The 21659-nt window shown below is 55.7% G+C and carries 6 protein-coding genes and 2 pseudogenes; 6 read left to right on the top strand and 2 right to left on the bottom strand.

What is annotated here, in order from left to right; all coding sequences use genetic code 11:
* Positions 1-13995: 13995 nt before the first annotated feature.
* Both RBB46_RS16465 and RBB46_RS16460 read left to right on the top strand, forming a co-directional pair.
* The gene (locus tag RBB46_RS16465; RefSeq protein ID WP_336623170.1) at positions 13996-14256 is read left to right on the top strand and encodes a helix-turn-helix transcriptional regulator; all 261 of its coding nucleotides are present in this window, start codon (positions 13996-13998) and stop codon (positions 14254-14256) included.
* Between the two features lie 105 nt (positions 14257-14361).
* Positions 14362-14519: pseudogene (locus tag RBB46_RS16460) on the top strand (IS3 family transposase); the annotation flags it as partial.
* Between the two features lie 147 nt (positions 14520-14666).
* On the opposite strand, the pseudogene RBB46_RS16455 reads toward RBB46_RS16460, so the two are convergent.
* Positions 14667-14858 (bottom strand): annotated as a pseudogene (locus tag RBB46_RS16455) (IS5/IS1182 family transposase); the annotation flags it as partial.
* 344 nt (positions 14859-15202) lie between these two features.
* Here RBB46_RS16455 and RBB46_RS16450 point away from each other — a divergent pair.
* From RBB46_RS16450 to wecC, 4 genes are read left to right on the top strand one after another with little or no spacing between them, the layout of a single operon-like run.
* Positions 15203-16045 (top strand): glycosyltransferase family 2 protein, encoded by an 843-nt coding sequence (locus RBB46_RS16450; protein WP_306030103.1) that lies wholly within the window; start codon positions 15203-15205, stop codon positions 16043-16045.
* A gap of 2 nt (positions 16046-16047) precedes the next feature.
* Entirely contained in the window at positions 16048-17877 is a 1830-nt protein-coding gene (locus RBB46_RS16445) for a glycosyltransferase family 4 protein (protein WP_306030102.1), read from the top strand.
* Positions 17878-17896: 19 nt separating this feature from the next.
* A complete protein-coding gene (gene wecB / locus RBB46_RS16440; protein ID WP_336623169.1) occupies positions 17897-19027 on the top strand; it encodes a non-hydrolyzing UDP-N-acetylglucosamine 2-epimerase in 1131 nt (376 codons plus the stop codon).
* Between the two features lie 31 nt (positions 19028-19058).
* Positions 19059-20330 carry a UDP-N-acetyl-D-mannosamine dehydrogenase gene (gene wecC, locus RBB46_RS16435; protein ID WP_306030101.1) on the top strand — a complete coding sequence of 424 codons (1272 nt, stop codon included), beginning with the start codon at positions 19059-19061 and terminating at the stop codon, positions 20328-20330.
* A gap of 357 nt (positions 20331-20687) precedes the next feature.
* Here wecC and RBB46_RS16430 read toward each other — a convergent pair whose 3' ends face one another.
* Positions 20688-21602 carry a bifunctional 2-polyprenyl-6-hydroxyphenol methylase/3-demethylubiquinol 3-O-methyltransferase UbiG gene (locus RBB46_RS16430; protein ID WP_306030100.1) on the bottom strand — a complete coding sequence of 305 codons (915 nt, stop codon included), beginning with the start codon at positions 21600-21602 and terminating at the stop codon, positions 20688-20690.
* Positions 21603-21659: the final 57 nt, after the last annotated feature.

Genomic DNA, 21659 nt, shown 5'->3' with positions numbered 1-21659 from the left:
CGATGAACTGCTGCCCTGGCATTGGCGGCCAGCCGAAACTGCATCAATCGTCGCTGCGGCATAAACCGGCCGCTTACGGCGAAAGCCACCGCAGGATCGCATCCAGCGCTGGGGCCGCGCCATCGGAGAAGCAGGCAAACAGCCGCTTGACGAGGACGAACTGCTACGCCTGCAACGCATCTTCATCGGCGACGCCCGCTTCATCAAACTCGGCTTTCGCGACGAAGGCGGCTTTGTCGGCGAACATGAACGCGAGACCCGCCTGCCACTGCCCGATCACATCAGCGCGCGGCCGGAAGACCTGCAATCACTTCTTGCCGGCATGATTGCCTTCGACCACGGCCCGGCGCAGACAATGGATGCCGTCATAGCCGCCGCCATCTTCGGCTTTGTCTATATCCACCCGTTCGAGGACGGCAATGGCCGTCTACACCGCTATCTCATCCATCATGTTCTGGCCGAGCGCGGCTACAATCCGCCCGGCGTTGTCTTTCCGGTCTCGGCAGCCATCCTGGATCAGATTGACCGCTATCGCGCCACGCTTGAATCCTATTCACAACGCCTGCTGCCCCATCTCCGCTGGGAGCCAACCGAGAACTTCAACGTCCGGGTTATGAACGATACCGCCGATCTCTATCGCTTTTTCGACGCCACCCCGCATGCCGAGTTTCTTTATGAATGTGTCAAGCGAACCATCGAGCATGATCTGCCGTATGAGGCGGACTTCCTGCGCCGCTATGACGAATTCTGCCGCCGAATTGAAGGCATGGTCGATATGCTGATCGCACTGTCGACCTACTATTCCGGTTTCTCGACCAGAATGGCGGAAAGCTTTCGAACCGAGCCCGCACAAACGAATTCGATGCGCTCACTGAGGAGGAAGTGGAGCGGGTCGAAGCGATACATGGCGATATCTTCTCATCTTAGAGCCCGTCTCGAAAAGGTTGAGCAGCTGGCGCGGCCATGATCAGCATTGGGTGTCGAAGCCTATTCGGAGTGACCGGATGTGGACACCGGCTACCGTCGCCAGCATAACCGAGAGCACCTGCGCTACGAAACCGATCTGACGGATCGGGAGTGGAATTTAATCGCGCCGATGATGCCACTTGCCGCGAAGACGGGGCATTCACATGGGGTAATCGCGAGAGCGAGCCGCCCCGACCCCATCAGTTCAGAAGGAATACAAAGCTCCGGTTGCAGCCGCGGTGCAAGCCAAAGGGCGTGACGTGCTCCCCTGTAAACGGAAGTTTTTTTTACCAGAAACCTCGCCTGTTTAGCCCAGACCCACCGAGATGACCTCGAGCTCGTTCGCGGTAAGAGATCAACGGCGAGACCTCAGATGAAAGCAAAGTCCGACTCCTGCAATGCGTTATGGTCGAAATTGACGAGCCTCACGGTGTTGCTGCCGAAGGTCAGGACCGTGTCCAGGTCGTCGTCCGTCACCGTGATCTGCAAGAAGCTGGTGATACCGAGACCGATATCAATCCTGTCAACACCGGTCTCAAAGTCCAGAATCCTGTCCGCTTCACCGGCGCTGTTGAAGACGAAAGTATCCGCGCCGGTTCCCCCAGCGAATGTATCATCACCAAGACCTCCGATCATCTCGTCGGCACCCGCGCCCCCAACGATCGTGTCATAACCATCGGTTCCGGTGAGGGTGAGGTTGCCCGAGGCGTCAACGTGGATGTTTGACAGGCTTGTCCCATCGGCAAACTCGAACCGTTCGATGTGATCCGCTTCGAGCGCAATGTGGAACTCGCCCGCAGCACGGTCTGGCCCCGCCGCCCACCAGAACCGAAGCGCCACGCCGTTGGCGTTCTGATGATCGGCAAGATCGATGTTCAGGTCAGCGATCGACAGGTCCTCGAGCCGGACCGTGTCCATGCCGTCATTGAGGATCTCGCCGCCGTGATCGATGATCCCCCGGCCGATGTCACTGCCGATGATGTAGGTATCGTCGCCCGAGCCGCCGGCCAGCATCTGCCACACATCCGGCGCATCGACCGTCCAGCCCCCGGCATCCAGAACGTCATTTCCGGAACCGCCGGCCAGAATGTCGCGGCCGTCTCCACCAACAATCGTGTCATGGCCATCGGTGCCGATGAGGGTGAGGTTGCCCGAGGCGTCAACGTGGATATCCGACAGGGTCGTTCCGTCGGCAAACTCGAACCGCTCGATATTTGCGGCGAGATCTGCCAATACCAGTTTCCCGCGCGTATGATCTAGCGCCCAGCTCAGAACAAAAGCCTCACCAGTCTCTGGGTATGCCTCCTGCGCAATCTCAAGATCGGAAATGGAAAGATCCTTGAATCGGATCGTGTCAAACCCAGAGTCTGGAGCTTCTGCATCTTGAGTGATCCAAACCTCGCCGCTGTCAGATCCGATTAAATACGTATCGTTTCCTGCCTCACCTTTGAGGTACTGGTATCCGGACCGACTTGAACCAGGATCGAGCGTGTCGTCACCCGCCCCGCCAATCAAGGTCTCGTTGTTCCCTCCTCCCACCAGCGTGTCCGCGGCCGACGTGCCAGAAATTGTCTGGCCGACCCATGTCCCCTCGACGAACAGGAAGTGCTCCCTTGAAAGATCAATCTTCTGTATTCCTTGAAGGGTTATCGCGTCTGTAGCGTTGATCCAAAAAGTCGTATTTCCATCCCACTCGTAACCAGCGTAGATCAAGGCATTAAAATCAGAAAATAAGCTTTTCGATATTTCAATAATATCGCCAACCTCTTCGCGGGTATCAAAGTCTGAAACCCAATCTTGACCGATCTCACCTCGAAACACAAAGCTGTCACGACCTTGGCCACCGACCAAGAGATCATTGCCTGCCCCACCTTCAAGCACATCATTGCCTGAGCTGCCGTGAAGAGCATCTTTCCCTGCGCCACCCAAGAGCCAGTCAGCTCCAGTTCCACCTAGAAGAATGTCATCTCCGGCTCGGCCGATCAGTATATCGTCGCCTGCATGCCCATCTATCCAGTCTGCTTCTTCCGATCCTTCCATCCGGTCATTAAAAGGGTTCTCCGCTCTGAAACTTTGCCACTGTTCTTCAGTCAAGGCAGAACCTAACAAACTGCTGCCTACTCGCCCTTCCGCATAGCCATACTCCAAGTAATGAAGAGCCGCAGCTTTGAAATCCTGACCGAAGCTGTCTCTCAGATCCGCATAGTTACGAAGATAAATTTCCGAATCAAAAGTCGTAACACGCCCTTCATCAAACCCATACTCAATATAATGGCGAGCGCCAGCTTCGGCGTCCGCTCCAAGCGCAGAAATAAGATCTCCGTATGACGCAATATATTCAAGCCCATTAAAAGTTACTTCACGCCCCTCTTGCGCGCCCGTAACCCTGTAATGATTCAGACCACCTGAGACATTCGTCCCAAACTCCGCCATCAAATCAGAATGCGAGGCTATGTACTCCAGAACCGGGAATAATCCAGAGTCACCGCCACCATCTCGCATGAACGAGCCACTGGCATCTGCATCAAGGCCGTTCAGAAACAAATCAATTTCAGATATCTCGAACTCTTCGTGACCGATTCTGATTTTCTCAATTCTATTATCCTCTTCATGCCAATTATTAATTTTTATAGATTCACTTCCTGACAAATTCTCTATGAATAAATCAAGCCCCTTTCTTAACAACAGAAAATTCGAAACGTCCCCATACTTGAGAATAATTCCGTCATCGCCATCTTGATCGTTAATAACATCGTCGCCATCTCCGCTCTCAAACTGATATAAATCATCACCAATCCCGCCATCGAGCGTGTCGTCCCCCCGACCTCCGATAAGGACATCATTGCCCTCATTGCCCTCAAGCGCATCATCACCGAGATCGCCAATCAAACTGTCATTGCCTATGCCGCCGGTAAGAGTATCTGTTCCTTTTCCGCCATCCAGGCGATCATCGCCGGATGCTCCGCCCAGAACGTCATCACCATCACGACCGATAAGAACATCATCGCCCACGCCGCCGGTCAGTGCGTCGTCTACCCCCTCGCCTTCCAACCAAACATGAGGAATTTCAGTCACATCCGCGCCGTTTACCTCGATCTCGACGATATGGATATACTGGTTTTCATGTGTAAGCCTGACATAGCGCGCCGCTGTCAATGATGGCAGTACGAACTCAGCCCACTCCCCGTTGCCGGCGTCGGACACCGGTTCCGATGAATAGATCTCGTTCTTGTCCTCATCCAGCAACACGAGTCGTGCACCATTCAAGCGCTCCGACACTTGAACACTGGTATTCCCGATGTTCAGAACACGAATACTGAACAACGCGTATTCTGCAGCAAGATCAACCTCGACCCACTCGGATGCGCCATTGGATGTGTGATTTACCGCCTGCAGGGACAGATTGCCGTCAACAAGGATCTGCGGCGATGTTCCACTATGGTTGGAACTTTGAGTAACAATCAGTTCATCCCGATGCAGCTCCGTCAGATCGACAATGGCAGGGTCCAAAGCAGGATCACTGGAGCTCGTTGCAGCAAAGCGGCCAAGATCAATCCACTCACCATTGGCAAAAACAAGCCGTTCGATCCGACTGTCCAACGTGCCCCAGTCGGTCAGCGTCAGTGTCTCGTCGCTCTCCTCCTCATCGCCCTTAATTGTGACAACAAGATCATCGCCAGTGCGGGCAAGCCGGATGTCGCCAAGCGTGATGCCACCGCCAAAGACAATCGCATCGTCACCCGATGCATCTGTGATTGTGTCACTGCCGTCACCGCGATTGAACACGTAGAGGTCATCACCGGCACCGCCATCCAGGGCATCATTCCCAGATCCGCCGTCGAGACGGTCATCGCCCGCTCCGCCCGAAAGCGTATCATCGCCATCGCGGCCGATAAGCATGTCGGCACCGGCTGAGCCCGTCAGCGTGTCCGCATCGGCTTCGCCCTCCAGCCAAACCGCAGGCTGAACGGGCGCATCGATGCCATTTACACGGATCTCAGAGATGTGAAGATACTGATTGCTATGTGACAGCCGCACATAACGTGCAGACATCATCTCATCCAGCTCGAAAAATTTCCACGCACCGTTCACGGCGTCCGAGATCGGATCGAAACTGTGTATCTCGTTGCGATCCTCATCCAAAAGCGTGAGAACAGCACCGTTCAAGCGCGCATAGTATGGGTTTGACAGATTGAGAATGTCGATCGACTTCAGGCCGAACATCCGGCCAAGATCAACCTCAATCCACTCGGAAGCTCCCGCATTCGTCACCGCATACTGGCTCGTGTCCTCGTTTCCATCAATGGCGCATTCAGGAAGATACTGCGGATTGTTCAAGCTGCTCTGGCGAGCCGTTATCGTTGCCCGATGCAGCGCCGTCAGATCGACAATGGCAAGGTCCAAAGCAGGCTCACTGGAGCTCGTTGCAGCAATGCGGGCAAGATCAATCCACTCACCATTGGCAAAAACAAGCCGCTCGATCCGACTGTCCAACGTCTCCCAGTCGGTCAGCGTCAGTGTCTCGTTGCTCTCCCCCTCATCGCCCTTGATCGTGACGACAAGATCATCGTCAACGCGGGCAAGCCGGATGTCGCCAAGCGTGATGCCACCGCCAAAGACAATCGCATCGTCACCCGATGCATCTGTGATTGTGTCACTGCCGTCACCGCGATTGAACACGTAGAGGTCATCACCGGCACCGCCATCCAGGGCATCATTCCCAGATCCGCCGTCGAGCCGATCAGACCCCTCACCTCCTGAAAGCGTGTCATCGCCCTCTTCGCCGATAAGATGATCGTCTCCATCACCGCCTGATAGCGTATCGGCCCCATCTCCACCGTTGAGCCAATCGTGCCCGGCTCCACCGTTCAGCGTGTCGGCATCAGCTCCGCCCTCCAGCCAAACAGCTGGTTGAACGGGCGCATCAATACCATTTACACGGATCTCAGAGATGTGGAGATGCTGATTGCTATGTGACAGCCGCACATAACGTGCAGACATCATCTCATCCAGCTCGAAGAATTTCCACGCACCGTTCACAGCGTCCGAGATCGGATCGAAACTGTGTATCTCGTTGCGATCCTCATCCAAAAGCGTGAGAACCGCACCGTTCAAGCGCGCATAGTAAGGGTTCGACAGATTGAGAATGTCGATCGACGTCAGACCGAACATCCGACCAAGATCAACCTCGATCCATTCGGAAGTCCCAGCGTTCGTCACCGCATACTGGCTCGTGTCCTCGTTTCCATCAATGGCGCGTTCAGGAAGATACTGCGGATTGTTCAAGCTGCTCTGGCGAGCCGTTATCGTTGCCCGATGCAGCGCCGTCAGGTCAACAATGGCAGGGTCCAAAGCAGGATCACTGGAGCTCGTTGCAGCAAAGCGGGCAAAATCAATCCACTCACCATTGGCAAAAACAAGCCGTTCGATCCGACTGTCCAACGTGCCCCAGTCGGTCAGCGTCAGTGTCTCGTCGCTCTCCTCCTCATCGCCCTTAATTGTGACAACAAGATCATCGCCAGTGCGGGCAAGCCGGATGTCGCCAAGCGTGATGCCACCGCCAAAGACAATCGCATCGTCACCCGATGCATCTGTGATTGTGTCACTGCCGTCACCGCGATTGAACACGTAGAGGTCATCACCGGCACCGCCATCCAGGGCATCATTCCCAGATCCGCCGTCGAGACGGTCATCGCCCGCTCCGCCCGAAAGCGTATCATCGCCGACCTCACCTAAGAGGTGATCGTTGCCTTCTTCGCCCGATAACGTGTCCGCCCCATCTCCGCCGTTTAACCAGTCGTGCCCATATCCACCGCTCAGCGCATCATCACCATCTCGGCCACTGAGAAAATCGTGACCCAGCCCTCCCTCGAGAAGGTCACTGTTTCCCCCACCGTCAAGCCAGGCAGAAGGTAGTGTCTCTACATCATGCCCATTCACCCGTACTTCCGCGACATGGAGATACTGATCACTGTGAGATATGCGAATGTAACGAGCAAACGCCAGCTCAGGGAGTAGGAAGTCAAGCCACGCACCATTCCCAGCGTCAGCTATTGGATCGAAACTGTGTATCTCATTCCTGTTTTCGTCGAGGATCGATACAATCGCCCCGTTGAGCCGCGCGTAAGAAGAATCGTAACCGCGGTTGAGGATATCCACGGACGTGACATATCGCGAACGACCAAGATCAATCTCTATCCACTCTGCTTCACCAGAATTTGTAGAGTTGAAAGAGCTAACAGATACATTTCCATCAATGGCATTTGAAGCCATGAATATTGAAGCGTGGTCGCTACTTTGCCTCGCAATCATCTCATTTCGATAAAGCGCGGTAAGGTCAACGATAGGCAGCGATGTCACGATGTCAGCCTGCTCGAAAGCTTGGATGCTTCCAAGAGCAACACTCTTTCCATCAGAAAAATTCAAATACTCTATTCGGTTGAACTGGCTGGCAAACATGTCGCGCACAGTGATCGTCCCGGACAGCTCGGCAAGCCCAAGCTCTTCTGAAACCACGGCATCTTCAGCACTTTCAGGAACGAAAGAAATTCTGAGATCATTGCCAATGCGCGTAAGCACCAAGTCAGAAAGGTTAATCCCTCCGCCGAACGAGAGTACATCTCCGCCGCGTGGATTGCTGCCAGTATCCGTTACAATGTCGTCTCCATCACCGCGATTGAAGATATAGACATCATTGCCGGCGCCCCCGCGCAGGACATCGTCGCCAGCCCCGCCAATGATCGTGTCATTGCCACCATTGCCGCTGAGCAGATCAGCTCCCTCGCCACCGAGCAGACGGTCGGCATTCGCAGCACCAGACAGAGCATCATCCCCATCCCCACCATCGAGATGGTAGCCAACTGGTACCCATCCCGCGGCGACCGTCCCATTTCGGTTAACCGTCGCCGCCTCGCTGAACACCAGCAGCCGGTCGTCATCGCCAATCAGCGTGTCGTTCTCATCAGTTCCGACCGCGGCTTCCGCGTTGAAGGCACTCAAGGTCAGGGTGACGCCGAAGCCCCCTTCGACAACAAGGGTATCGTAGCCTTCACCGCCATCGATCGTGCGCGCAAGATCGGCCGCGTCGATCACCAGAGTATCGTTGCCCGATCCGCCAAAAAGGGCGTCGGCCCCGTCGCCACCGATCAGAATGTCATGACCGGCCCCGCCGAGCAGGGTGTCGTCGCCGCCCCCACCTTCCAGCAGAACGTCCTCAAGCTTTTCTGAGGCGTCCAGCTGGTTAGCCGCGGAATTGCCGATCGCCGAGGACCAGTCGCTTGCGACAAGTTCACCATTCGAATCTTCGCTGTCGGCGCCGAGATCGAAATCCGGCGCATCGGTATCCGCCAGGACCCTGCGCATGGTGTTGCCATCGTCGGTCCCGCCAGCGCCCTCATAAGTGACGATCTCATTGCCGTTCTCATCCGTGCTACGCCGGACGCCGAGCGTGGAATAAGCCAGTGTCACATCGCCAACTGACAGCGTCTCCGTCGAACCATCCGGCCGGCGCCTGGTCGCTTCAGTGAAAGCGTGGATGGCCGAACCATCGAGCAGAGCGACGGCATTTTCCGTCGAATGAACAAGATTGATCTCGGTGATTCCGATTTCATCCAATGTCTGCAACTCGCCGGGATCGACAACACCATCGCTGTTCGCATCCCTCCAGACGCGAAATTCGGACCACAGCGCGTCCAATGAACTGAAAACGCCGTCATCATTGCTGTCGAACACCTCGGAAAAGGCGGTCAGGTCTGTATCCGTGTCATCCTCGGTAAGCTCGGCAAAAGCGATCTCCGCCGCGCGCGAAATCCGACCGTCCTCGAACTCATCCCAAACCAGAATTCCGTCGTCTGCCCCGACCCAGGCGGTGCGCTCGACAAAGCCGTCATCATCAAAGTCGAACTCGGTGACGGAATGATCCATCGGCGAAATCTCAATACCATCGCCATCAAGATCTATGAGCAGTGGCTTTGCACCGGCGGGCTCGGAGGAGCTCGTGCCGCCGAACCTGCCCTCTGCCTGCGCCCGACTCAACTCGTGCGGAGAAACATAACCATCATTGTTGTAGTCACCGACGCCACCAGCTCCGACGCCTGTTTGCGCTGCGTTGTTGAAATGGCCTCCCTCCAGCGCGGTGGGCATGTTCGCCCAGCCGATACTGTCATCACCCTGAGCTTCGGCCCTCTCATAGGCAACGCGCCGAGAATACTCCATCCGGTTGACTTCGTGAGGCGTAACAGCCGGACCAACCGTCCGGCTGTACATCCGCCCGAAGATCGCATTGTCAAATGTCCCAGTCTTAATCCCTAGCGCCATCGACGCCATAGCGACCTGCCCAGGGCCGGAATTTGCATATCCATATGAAAATTGTGCGCGCGCATATGCAGCGACGTCCGGAGAGATACTGATCTCATCAACCGGAGCACCAGGCCTTGAGTCAAGCGATCTCGGAACGACGACGTAATCCCGATTATTGTTGTGCTCTATCGCTAGGCCGTCATGAGCGTAGGGCTCGGAAATATTGTGGACGCGAACACCGCCGGCGACGTAGGTGTGATAATCCTCGACCTCGAAATTGTAGGTCTTCCAACCCTTTTTTCGTACGGGCTGCAAGGCGAGATCGCCCACTTCCGCCGCGACCCAGCCTTCAGCTTCCTCGAACAGGTGCGCCGTCTCTGCAGAATAGACGATCCGTTCGGCTGTCACGGTTGCCTCCGATCCGTCCGCGAGAATGACCACGGCATACCCGTCACGAAGCATCGTCTGGATCTGCGGGAAATTGCCGAACCGATCGAGAAAGTGGTGGCCAGGTGTCGTCACAAGCTCCTTCTGCTCACCGTTTTCAGTCCAGGTAAGCCGAAGCCACTCGTGTGTAATATCGGTAAAAATACGATTAACCCGCTTAAGAACCAGGCATCCGCGCCCAATATCGGCAAACTGATCAAAACAATAAACCAAATCTCCCACACGTAAATCTTCTATCTTACGTGAAACATCCTCGGTCAACACATCAACAAAACCTGGAAAACATGATCTTGGATCTTCAATACCATTTTTTTTTGAAAAATCGCGAAAATCTTGAATTGCCTTCATTCCATTATAAGCGTTCCAATAGAATCTACTCTTCCCTTCGATTATATTTCCATCTTTATCATAGACAATTCTCTCTGTTCTCATCGTTCCATTTAGATGACTCCCAACATATCTATGATCTTCTACTGTAACATTACCATCATTATCTCTAGTAACAACTGTAGCAGTTCGACCATCATCTTGTGGAGGGCCATCAAGTGCTGAGTACACACCCCTGATAGCGGACTCCACCGCGCTCTCGCCCCAAACTGCGCCGAAAGTCCCACCTACAATTGCTGACACGCCAATTAACACTGGATTGGCCGTAAACGCTGCAACTCCTGCGCCCGCCAGAGCGCCGCCATAGAATCCACCCACTATACCCCCAATGTATCCGCCAGATTGGGTTATTACTTCTTCTTGATTGCCGTGCCGAACTGCTGTCGCCACATCGACCAACCCGACGGTAGCAGAAAAACCAACCCCATACCGGCCAGAATGAGGAACGCCCGCCACTTGATCCATGACCTGAACAGTAGTTGCGCGAACAGCGCTCAGCGAGATCGCGCTAATCTCTGAGGCGGTAAATGGATTCCCTCGGCCATTCGGACTATCTGTAGGCATAAACCTCTCCATGGTTTTACTTTTCTATATTTTGAAATCTATATTTTGCTATAGCAATCACAATGTCGGACATAAAAATACCGATAGGCACCACAGCCAACGACGACAAAAATGGAAATGAATAAAACAAGAAAAAAACGCGATAACCTATATACTTTTTTTCACTTACCTCTAAATTATAAAAATAAAACGTATAAACAAAAAAACATGAAAATATTAATCTGAAAAAAGCCCCCCATAAAGCATTTCGACCAATTGGTTTATAATTATCATCTCGCCACCCCCAATAATGAATATAGCGCTTGCTAATTTTGTAGACCATCCAAGATGTAAACGTTGCAAATGAAATTAGAGAAATAATATAAACATATCCAGATATTGAATCGTATTTATTTAGATCTTCAAATCTAATATTAACAGGCTTTATCATAATAATTTTTAAATAATCAACAAAATATTCCCTACCATGAAACATGAAGAATAATATAAAACACAAACCACATGTAAATAAAAATGAAAACACCGAAGATTTTATTGCTATACGGCCAAGATCTTTCGAAAAACCTTCATAATCCTGATCATTCCAGGACGTATAACTATTATTACTTTTATTATCTTCCATTTTCATCGCAAAGACCTATGAATGCATGATGGAACTTAGTCATCGAGAACGGTCCACATATAATTCCCACCCGATACCTTAAACCCGCAGCGGCGAAAGAACCTGTCCGTTCTCGCCGGTTCTATCCCACCTGTTGCGTGAACGAGAAGATGCTTGCAGCCTCTCCTTGTTGACCATTGCCGTAGTGCCTTGACCAGCCTGAGCGCCACGCGGCCGCCCAACTGCGCGGCGGCAACCCGGGGGGCGATGCCGATTGCAAGGACCGTCGCGATCAGATTGCCGCCAGCCAAAAAATGCTCACCCGTCTGGACATAGGCGAAACCTGCAAGGCCGGTCGGCTCCGGCATTTCACTGTCCGGCGCGGGTCCTCCAGTCTCGGCAACAAAACCGGCCCAACCGCGATCCGTTGACCTTGCTTCGGTCTCGCAATCTTGCTGGCCATACCAGGGCATCTCCGCAAAGATTAGGCAGCAGCGCTCAGGTCGGTCGATCGCCCGCCGAAAGAGCGCCCTCGCCTTTGCCTCGCTAAATGGGAGGTCGTGAAAAAGGGTTCGCGCGTGTAGGGCCTTGGCAAGCGCCAGTGCAGCGAGATAGTCCGACTCTGTATCCCGCACAACCCGCAGCCGCACGCGTCTGGAAGCAGCCCTACTCGGCCCCGCCTCTGGTACGCTATTCGTCGGCATGCCGACTTGCATCGACTGCGGCACTGTTTGGGTTGCCCCCTCGCCATCTTGTCGACGGAGATCTTCTTCGTGTTGCTCCACCCCTGCCCCATTCTTCCCGCCAGCCGGTCGCAGGTCCCACCACTATTGCAGCTTCGAGAACAGCGTCCACCGATCCCTCAAGCGACTGTCCAATCCGCAAACACGTCGGAAAGGACGCTTCTTCATGAATCCAGAGATTACATAATGCCAACTCAGAATAGCAGACACAACCACTATGGTTGCACCCATTGGACGTAACCGGCCAAATAGCTGCCGGCACCTGAGGTTGAGCCTGCTCGACCCAATCAAGTATGCCACTGCCTTCGTCGGACGACAGGAACTGGCGCTACGCTCAATGGCCAGCTTCACGCCAGTCCTGTCTTCCAGCAAGCTCAGCAAAGCCAAAGCACCCCACGCCCACGCCACACTGAAGAAGATATTGATGGCCTCAACGACGCCGGCCGAGCCCTTGGCCGCGGCGCAAACAATCTTGACGGAGGTTTGCGCCCCGTCTGCCGCCGTTATTCCTGATAGCTGGCGATGATGCGCTGCGCGGATGCGATTTTATCCACAACCCAGGATTCAACGATCTGAACCTGCCGCCTCCGGCGCAACGCCGGCCAACGCACAATGAAATATGACACGCCGGTGGAAACCGCCTTGCGGAAAGGAACCATAACGCGCCCGTCTTCTATCGCCTGATGGGCAAGAACCACATCCGCAATGGCAACGCCTAACCCCGCCTCGACCGCGCAGTAGAAACGCGCAGGTACAGGGCGGCGTATAGCGGCACGGTGAAACCAATCATAGAGGTTCCCCGATAAAAGCCGCTCCGCCGTCGCAACAGGCAGATAAAGTGTGTGCGGCCGGTGACGGGGCTCGAGGAGGCATTGGCCGTTGCAAACAGCACAGAATACGGACTTCATGCGACGCTCTATACTCGAGATATCGACCGGCCATGCATTTCGCGCGCCGGCTCGCCTGCGGCACCGTCGCCATCAACGGCTTTACCGAAGGCGACATCAAGACGCCGTTTGGCGACTACCGAAAGTCGGGATCCTTGGCACGAGACAAAGCAGGCATCGCCACTGGCAGTGTGCCACAGTGAGTGGGCCCGGGCGCGCTTTTCGCAGATCACACGTCTGCAGACATTGCGTCCAACATATCCACCATATCGACGCCCCTCTCGCCCAGTTCCCTCTTGTCAGATATCGCCTCGCCAAACTCCCTGCCGGCAAAAATGTCCGGCTGCAGAGCCTGGCCAACACGCCGCAAATCCTCCCATACGCCGCGCAATTGCGGCCAGGGAAACTCACCGCTGTCGTCAGACGGGGCACCCTCGCAGATGACAGCATCAAGCTTGCCCAAAATGCCGGCCAGCGTGGTAGCGGAGCTCCCCATCAAGAGCTGCAGCACCGCCTGCTCCCGATCAGCCGCCACACATTCCGCCCGCCGAGCCTCAGAATATCCAATCCGCCGGTCTTCTGCATCCCACCCGGCCTGGCAAGACGAGCGGTTGAGTCCGCTATCTCTGCCAGCATCGATATCATCACACCCGCTTGCAGGCAGGACGACGTCCCCTCCCCGCGCCTTGGCGCCAACAACTCCCTCCCCGGTCGAAGCGTCAGTCCGTCCCCTCCGGCACCGCATGCGTTCCAACAACACGCGCTCAAGGCGCTGCTGCCGCTGACAGGCGGACAGGGTTTTGCTACGCGCCACCCTCCAGTCGCGCCAGATCGCCAGAGCCGGATCAAACACGGCCATGGCCGGTGGATTGCGGGGATCCGCGCCTGCTTGGTTTGGCCATATGGCAACCGCCAATGCCGTTCCAGCTAGCAACCTTCGACGGGTGACGGTAGACAGACTCGTGCTAATCTCAGAATCAGCCATGATCCGAGCTCCTGACAGCTTGGGTTTTGGTCAGGCTAGGCGCAGTGGCACAACACTCGTCTAGCCGCACTTCGGAACAAGCGTCCAAAGGCATTGATCCCTTTGGATCATAACTGAATGAGCCAAAGGGATCAACGACGATTGGTGACAGCAGGACAAATGCGAGCGGCGCGCGCCTTGATCGGCATCTCCCAGACAGAGCTTGCCCGTCGAGCGGGAGTATCAGTTCCAACGGTAAAGCGCTGTGAAAGCGAAGGTAGGAACGTCCCCAGTGTGTCAATTGAAACCCAGAGTAAACTTAGAAGCGCACTCGAAGCAGAAGGCGTTGAATTTACCAACGGCGAGAACCCTGGCGTCCGGCTATTTCGATCAAGATAGAAAATTTCAGATTTACATTACCACCGGGCGCTCGATCTGTATTTTGCGGGGCTTGACGTTGCTTCCCTTGAGGGCTTCAAGGATCTGATCAGCTGCGAGGCAGTCGTCGTGCTGCAGGCGTTGCTTATGGCGGTTTGGCGTCGAAAGCCGAAGAGCAAGATTCTGGTCCATTCCGTCCAGGGCAGCCAGTTCACCAGCATGGACTGGGCGGCGTTCCTGCAGTGCAGCACCACAATCTTGAGCACTTGATGAACCGTCATGGCACCTGGACATCTCGAACTACCGGCTTCTCCGGCCCGTGAGAATCGAGACGAGTGCTGTCACCGTGTAGAGCGCGGCGCTGACTGCTGCTTGGGCTGACGTGGATTGCCGATTTCGGCGTCGCGGCGGCGTCTTTGGTCGCCCTCCCCTCATGCGGGCGCAGTTCTCCCCTGGTGCCAGACGAAGCGGGTCAGGTTGTAGGCGGGATTGGCCATGCCGATCTTGGTCCTGGCCCGCGCCATTCCAATCGTGCGCACCAACAGGCCCATCCTCGATTTCTGCTGCGCGAAGACATGCTCGACGAAACCACGGATCTTTGATCGGCGGCCGTTGGCGCGCGACCTAAATTTGAGTAGGCACGCGCGGCGGCCTTCCGCGTATTGTCTCCATTGAAAGGACAAGCTAGGCATGATGCGTGTCGCTATCGTCTCGTGATCGCGCGAGCCGCAATGGCATGCAGCAGTTTTTCCCCAAGCCGCATAGGTGCTTTGACACAACGGACAGCGTGTCCGCTGCGATTAGAGCAGACAGGTCGCATTGTCAGACACCGGTCCAGTTGGCGCTCGGCAGCAAAAGAGACTACGTAGAAAACTGGGCGGACGTCCCCAGAAGACCGGGACGCTTGAGTATATTGTAGAGCGCCGCCTAGATTGTGCAGAAACGCAGACGAAGAAGAATTGGGCCCATGCGACTTTCCATCGTCATTCCTTGTCTCCAGCGCCAGGAGATGCTCGATCGGCTCCTTTCGCAATTGACCTTGCAGATGATGGATCGGTGTGATGTTGAAGTCATTGTTGTTGATGACGGCAGCCAACCTCCCTTAGAGATTGTCAATTCTTCTAATATCAGACTGCTTCGCAACAATTCTCCGATGGGAGCTCCAGGTGCCCGTCAAAGGGGCTTCGCACAATCCACCGGGCAGTATATCCACTTTCATGATTCTGACGATTTGCTGGGTCATGAATGGATAGCCAACATCATTCGCGCCACCGCACAGGAGCCGGCACCAGACATGATCGTGACGTCGCGCCTCATTATCGCTAACAATGGCGTGGTCTCTTTTTGGTCGGCCAACCAGCCTCAAAAGGTTGGTTCTTCAGTACAGCGTCTTCTGTCATTTCAGCGTTTCATCAATCGTATCGGCCCTCTTGGCGGGGTGACATTTGGACGTCGTGCTGCTCAACATATAGTATTTCATAAAACGCCAGCGTCACAAGATTGGCTCATGTACGATGACGTCCTATATGTCGCTAAAAATATATACTTTGACTTACAAAACTACTTCCTTTTCAACAATCACTCCACCCTCCGTATTTCAAACAATGCACGATCTCGTGCAAAAGGGTATGTCTTCGCTGCTCGACATCGATTCAAAAATCGAAGGATGCAACGCTTGGCAACCCGGCTCTATTGTGCCCATGGCGCAGATGATCTAGCTCCCCTTGTCTTAGTAAGGCACCGCTGGCTGAAACGAACGCTGTGCGAAATATTGGCCCGGTTCCCCCTCCTGACCGGACGAAGAAGCTGACGATGGAAGACGATGACGCACAGGATCGCTATGTCCGAGCACTTCAGGCGACCGTGACCTATCAAGTTGGGGAACTGGTGATACGCGCTAGGTCATCCCTGAAGGATGCGCTGGCGTTGCCCTGGCGCCTCTATCAGATGCACCGATTGGACCGGCGAGCAAGTCATGCAACTGCTGGAGTCGCATTTGAACGCGAGTCGCGTCATAAATTGCCCGCCTCTACACGACAGCGGCTCCTCACTCTCGATCTCGTCCATGCGGACACTGCCGACATTACCAGACTGTCCGCCTGTCTCGCAGAAAGCGAGCTGCCCGCTCAGCAGCAGGCAGAAAGCCTTCTTCAAGCCGCCGAGCTGACAGTCTCCGGGCACCCAGCTCTCGGAGCTTCTCTGGTGCGCCTCGCGATGAGCCTCAATGCCTCGCCCGCCATAATCGAGCAGGCAGCTTTCCTGCTCTATCGCGCAGGTAACCTCAGTGAACCAGCAGATATGCTGCAAAAGCATCCTGGGGGGCGACACCTAGCCCGACAGAAGATACTGGACGAATACAAGCTTCTAAGAGATGGTCCGTCGCTCCCTTCGATCAACATCGGTTATTTAGCAGACGCCCCGTCAAACCGAATCCTCTATGTTTCCCACCTCAGCCTGCCACACCACACATCGGGCTATGCCACCAGAACGCACAGTCTTCTGCTTGCCTTGAGCAAGCAGGGCTTCAACGTCACCTGTGTAACAAGACCTGGTTACCCTTGGGACCGTCGAGATAGCCGGGCCATGATGGAGGCTGCACTGGAGCAGCAAATCGAGAGGGTGCGCTACCTTCACCTGCGCGGACTTTCCGTCGGAGAGACCCCCTCATCAGTCTACATTGAAAGCGCTGCGGATCAGCTCTCCGGCATTATTGAGCAGGAAAATCCAACTGTCGTCATCGCAGGCTCGAATCATGTGAACGCCCTTCCCGCATTGATCGCGGCACGCAGCACCGGCCGGCCGTTCTTCTATGACATTCGCGGCCTTTGGGAGTTTACCAGCGCCTCGAAGATGCGAGGTTGGGAGCAGACGGAACGCTTCCATCTATCACGCCAGCTAGAAACCCGAGTTGCGAGCGAGGCAACCGGCGTCTTTGCCATTTCCTCCCCTGTGAAGGAGGAACTGATGAATCGCGGTGTGCCTGGCAATCGGATAACCATACTGCCGAACGGTGTCGACATTGACCGCTTTTCTCCGGGCCCGGAGCCCGAGGGCCTGCGGCAGCGGCTGGAGCTCCCGCCGCATAGCCTGATATTTGGTTTTATTGGGTCGATGGAAGCCTATGAAGGGATAGATGACTTGATCCAAGCCTTTGGCCAGATTGTCTCGCGCGGCGTTGATGCGCACCTGCTTCTGGTCGGCGATGGTCCGGTCGCACGTCAAGCCGGTGATCGCGTGGGTGAATTAGGCATCGTTCCCCGCGTGCGCTTTGTCGGCCGGGTTCCTTTCGCAGAGGTCCCACAATATTATCGCCTGTGCGACATCTTCGTGTATCCAAGAATTGATATGCCGCTGACGCGCTTGGTGCCCGCCCTGAAACCGCTTGAGGCAATGGCGACCGGTAAACCGGTGGTTGTCTCGGATCTCCCTGCCTTGTTCGAATTGGTGGGAGGCCGTGGAAACGCCTGCCTTGTGCCTTCACATGACGTTGACACGCTCGCAAATCAAATGGAAAGACTGGCCCGCGACCCAGCCGAGCGAGCCAAAGTTGCAGCCGCCGGTCAGCACCACGCGCGATCGCGCACATGGGAGATATCAACGTCATCAATGGCGCGCATACTCTTTGAACAGCCCCCCCATTGAATGGAGATCGTGCCCCGGGATGATCCATGTTGTCGTAATCGTCGGAACACGCCCCGAGGGCGTGAAGATGGCCCCGCTTGTCCATGCCCTTCGCGAGCATAAGGCATTTTCTTGCACCCTGGTATCGACAGGCCAGCATCGGGAAATGCTGGAACGTGCGCTTGCCGACTTCGGGTTGAAGCCGGATCTCGATCTTGCGGTGATGCAGCCTGACCAGACCTTGGCCTCGCTGAGCGGCAATCTCTTTCTCAAGATAGAGGCTGAGCTCAAGCGGTTGAAACCGGACTGGGTCCTCGTTCAGGGCGACACCACCACGGTCATGGTGGCGGCACTTTGCGCGTTCTATCTCAGCATACCGGTCGGCCATGTCGAGGCCGGCTTGCGCAGCCATGACCTTCAGGCCCCCTTCCCGGAAGAGCTGAACCGGCGTGTCGCGGGTCTTGTCGCCGGGGTGCACTTCGCCCCCACGCAGGGCGCCGCCGACAACCTGCGCAAGGAAGGCGTCGCCGAAGACGACATCGTCGTGACGGGCAACACCGGCATCGATGCCCTGCTGAGAACGGCCGAGAGCGTCCGGGCCGATCCGCCCGAGATGGCGTCCGACATCACGGAGTTCCTGGCACGTCACCCCCGCTTCGTGTTGATCACCGGCCACCGCCGGGAGAACTTCGGCGAAGGCTTCGAGAACATCTGCCGTGCCATCTCCACCCTCGCCCGCGACCATCCCGAGGTTGGCTTTCTCTATCCCGTCCACCTCAACCCGCGTGTGCGCAAGCCCGTGTTCGAGATCGTGAAGGGGCATCCCAACGTGCTCCTCACGGAGCCTCAGGAATACCGCCGCTTTATCCGACTGATGGATCGGGCCCACCTGCTCCTGTCGGACTCCGGCGGCGTTCAGGAGGAAGCGCCGAGCCTCGGCAAGCCCGTCCTCGTCATGCGCGACGTCACCGAGCGGCCCGAGGGCATTGCCGCTGGCTGCGCCGAGCTCGTCGGCTCGTCGGCGGAGCGGATCCGGGACCGGGTCACGACGCTTCTGACGGACACGGATCGCTATCAGGCCATGGCCCGGGCGCAGAATCCCTATGGCGACGGCCGGGCGAGCGGCCGGATCAGGGACACCCTCTTGCAACGGTCGACGCGCGAGGCGTGACCCGGCCCGTTTTGCGAAAAGGAAGCATGAAATGAACCAGAGCTATGGAACCGTCAGCGTGATCGGCCTGGGCTACATCGGCCTGCCCACCGCGGCTGTTCTGGCCAGCCGGGGCGTTGAGGTTGTCGGCGTCGATGTGAACGCCACCGCGGTGAGCGAGATCAACGAAGGCCGTGCCCACTTTTTCGAGCCCGAGCTGGACGCCATGGTTCGCGGCACGGTGCAGGAGGGCAGGCTGCGGGCGGTCTTGCAGCCGGAACCCGCCGACGCCTTCATCATCGCCGTTCCCACGCCGCTGACGGCCGATCGCGCGCCGGACCTGTCCTATGTCGATGCGGCGGGCGTTTCCATTGCGCCTGTTCTGAAGGCTGGCGACCTGATCATCCTGGAGTCCACGTCTCCGGTCGGCACCCTGGAGCGGCTGGCCGCCACCCTCGCCGCCGCGCGACCGGATCTCGCCTTCCCGGCGGACGGGTCGGACGCAAGCGACATTCTCATGGCCTATTGCCCCGAGCGCATCATTCCCGGGCGCATGATGACCGAGCTGGTCGAGAATGACCGCATTGTCGGCGGCCTCACGAAGGCCGCGACCACGGCGGCCTCCGCCCTTTACGGCATTTTCGTTCGGGGCAAGATTGTTCCCACCGATGCGCGCACGGCGGAAATGGTCAAGCTGACCGAAAACGCCTATCGCGATGTGAACATCGCCTTCGCCAATGAGCTGTCCATGGTGTGCGACGGTCTCGACATCGACGCGTGGGAGGTGATCGACCTCGCGAACCACCATCCGCGCGTCAACATCCTTCAGCCAGGCCCCGGCGTTGGCGGCCACTGCATTGCCGTCGACCCCTGGTTCATCGTTCACGCGGCCGGCGAGACCGCGCCGCTCATGCGCACGGCGCGCGAGGTCAATGACCGCAAGCCGGACTTCGTCGTCGACAAGATCATGGCCCTTGCCTCCCCCGGAGACCGCATCGCGTGCCTTGGCCTTGCCTACAAGGCGGATACCGACGACCTTCGCGAAAGCCCGGCAATCGAGATTGTCGAGGCCCTGTGCAGAAAGCATGATGGCGAGGTCATGCTGGTCGAGCCCAACATCGCGCAACTGCCACCGCGCCTCTCTCTTCCCAATGCGAAACTGATCGCCATGGAAGAGGCCGTGAACAATGCCGATGTGCTCGCCCTCCTGGTGGATCACCGGGAGTTCAAGGCGATCGAACCGGAGGTCATCCGGTCTAAAAAGAGTATCGACACGCGAGGGCTGTGGCGCGCCTACTCAAGGCAGAATAGAGCGAATGACTGAAATTCCTAGAAATCAGAGATTGTCTATTTGTATATAAATGTAGAATTCTATTTTTCCTAAGAGAGCGTCGGATACTGTGCACGAGTTTTACCGACTTGACCTGAGCCCCGTGTTTCCTCCGGCTGACGTGGAACCCGATTTTGGACCACCCGGCTGGGGAATCTCCCGGGGGTGATACTCACGGCGGACCGAATGCGCCGGAGGCACGTCAGTGTGACGTCAGAAACTGGCAGACTCTCGTTATGACGAGGGCCGACCGGGAGGTAGGTCATCCCCAATGAATAGCTACATCGCAATATTCTTCCCGCACTTTCCAGAAAATGTATCGAATCGATTAATATTGATGCGGTCATTCTTTTATCTCTGGCTCAGAACTGCAACCCCCTCCCAGAATGTTTGGCGGTACTTCGACCACAAGGGTTCCCACTCTAATGTTTCGATGTCGCTTGCGACTTCGTCATAGTAGTAACGGCACGCCCTCCTGAGCACGGAGAGTTGACGCACATCATCAAAATTTTCTGATTTCAGAAAACGTCGAATTTTATTCACATCGTTGACAATGTGACGTCTTGTCGTCTCGATGTCTGGATCCCGGATTTCTCTAACATGGCGAATTTCCGAAAAACCATAGTAGTCGAATATAGACTGAAAATGGCCCCATCTACGGTAGTATATATGGAACGGAGCACTAATAAATAGATGCCAGTAATCAGGGGGGAGCAAGGAGATTCCAAATACTTTTTTATGCCCCTCGAGAAGAACATGCCTGGTAGCGTGACCATTTGGAATTTTAAAATATACTATTGCGCCTGGAGATGATAGCTTCTTAATTGTCTCCATCAGCCCAACGGTGTCATGGATGTGTTCAAAAACATCATTCACAATAAATATGTCAAACGGCCCATAACCTGAAAGTTCATGTGATGCCCTGTAACTTGATGCATCGCAATTGACAAAAGGTACCTCAGCCTCTCCAGAAGCATTAATCTCCGCCAAGCGCAACCATTTATCGCTGATGTCAACGCCGACTACGATGGCGCCAGCTTTGGCCATTTCTATCGAAAAGCTGCCATAGGCGCAGCCGACATCAAGAACGCGTTTGCCGGGAAAGGTGATACCAAACTCGTCAACAAGGCGTGAGATTACTTTTTTGGCACGATCCCTACTGTTAATCTGAAACGCATAGCGCTGTGAGTAGTCGGATAACAGTTCTTCAACGCTGCCTACGCCTTGTGCGGTGGCAAATTCCTGAAGAAAGTTCTCGTATGACAAGCGCGATTCTCCTTCTAGTGGGGGAAGCATGGAACGATCTGCCCCTGGCATTCAGAG

It is taken from the genome of Stappia sp. MMSF_3263 (assembly GCF_030733745.1).
Taxonomy (GTDB): domain Bacteria; phylum Pseudomonadota; class Alphaproteobacteria; order Rhizobiales; family Stappiaceae; genus Stappia.
The sequence above is the reverse complement of the archived record's forward strand: the minus strand, read 5'-3'. Positions and strand labels throughout refer to the sequence as shown.

Bases quoted from the DNA above. Each gene is read 5' to 3' on its own strand.
- RBB46_RS16465 (WP_336623170.1), top strand. From the start codon at position 13,996: ATGAGCCAAAGGGATCAACGACGATTGGTGACAGCAGGACAAATGCGA.
- RBB46_RS16450 (WP_306030103.1), top strand. From the start codon at position 15,203: ATGCGACTTTCCATCGTCATTCCTTGTCTCCAGCGCCAGGAGATGCTC.
- RBB46_RS16445 (WP_306030102.1), top strand. From the start codon at position 16,048: ATGGAAGACGATGACGCACAGGATCGCTATGTCCGAGCACTTCAGGCG.
- wecB (WP_336623169.1), top strand. From the start codon at position 17,897: ATGATCCATGTTGTCGTAATCGTCGGAACACGCCCCGAGGGCGTGAAG.
- wecC (WP_306030101.1), top strand. From the start codon at position 19,059: ATGAACCAGAGCTATGGAACCGTCAGCGTGATCGGCCTGGGCTACATC.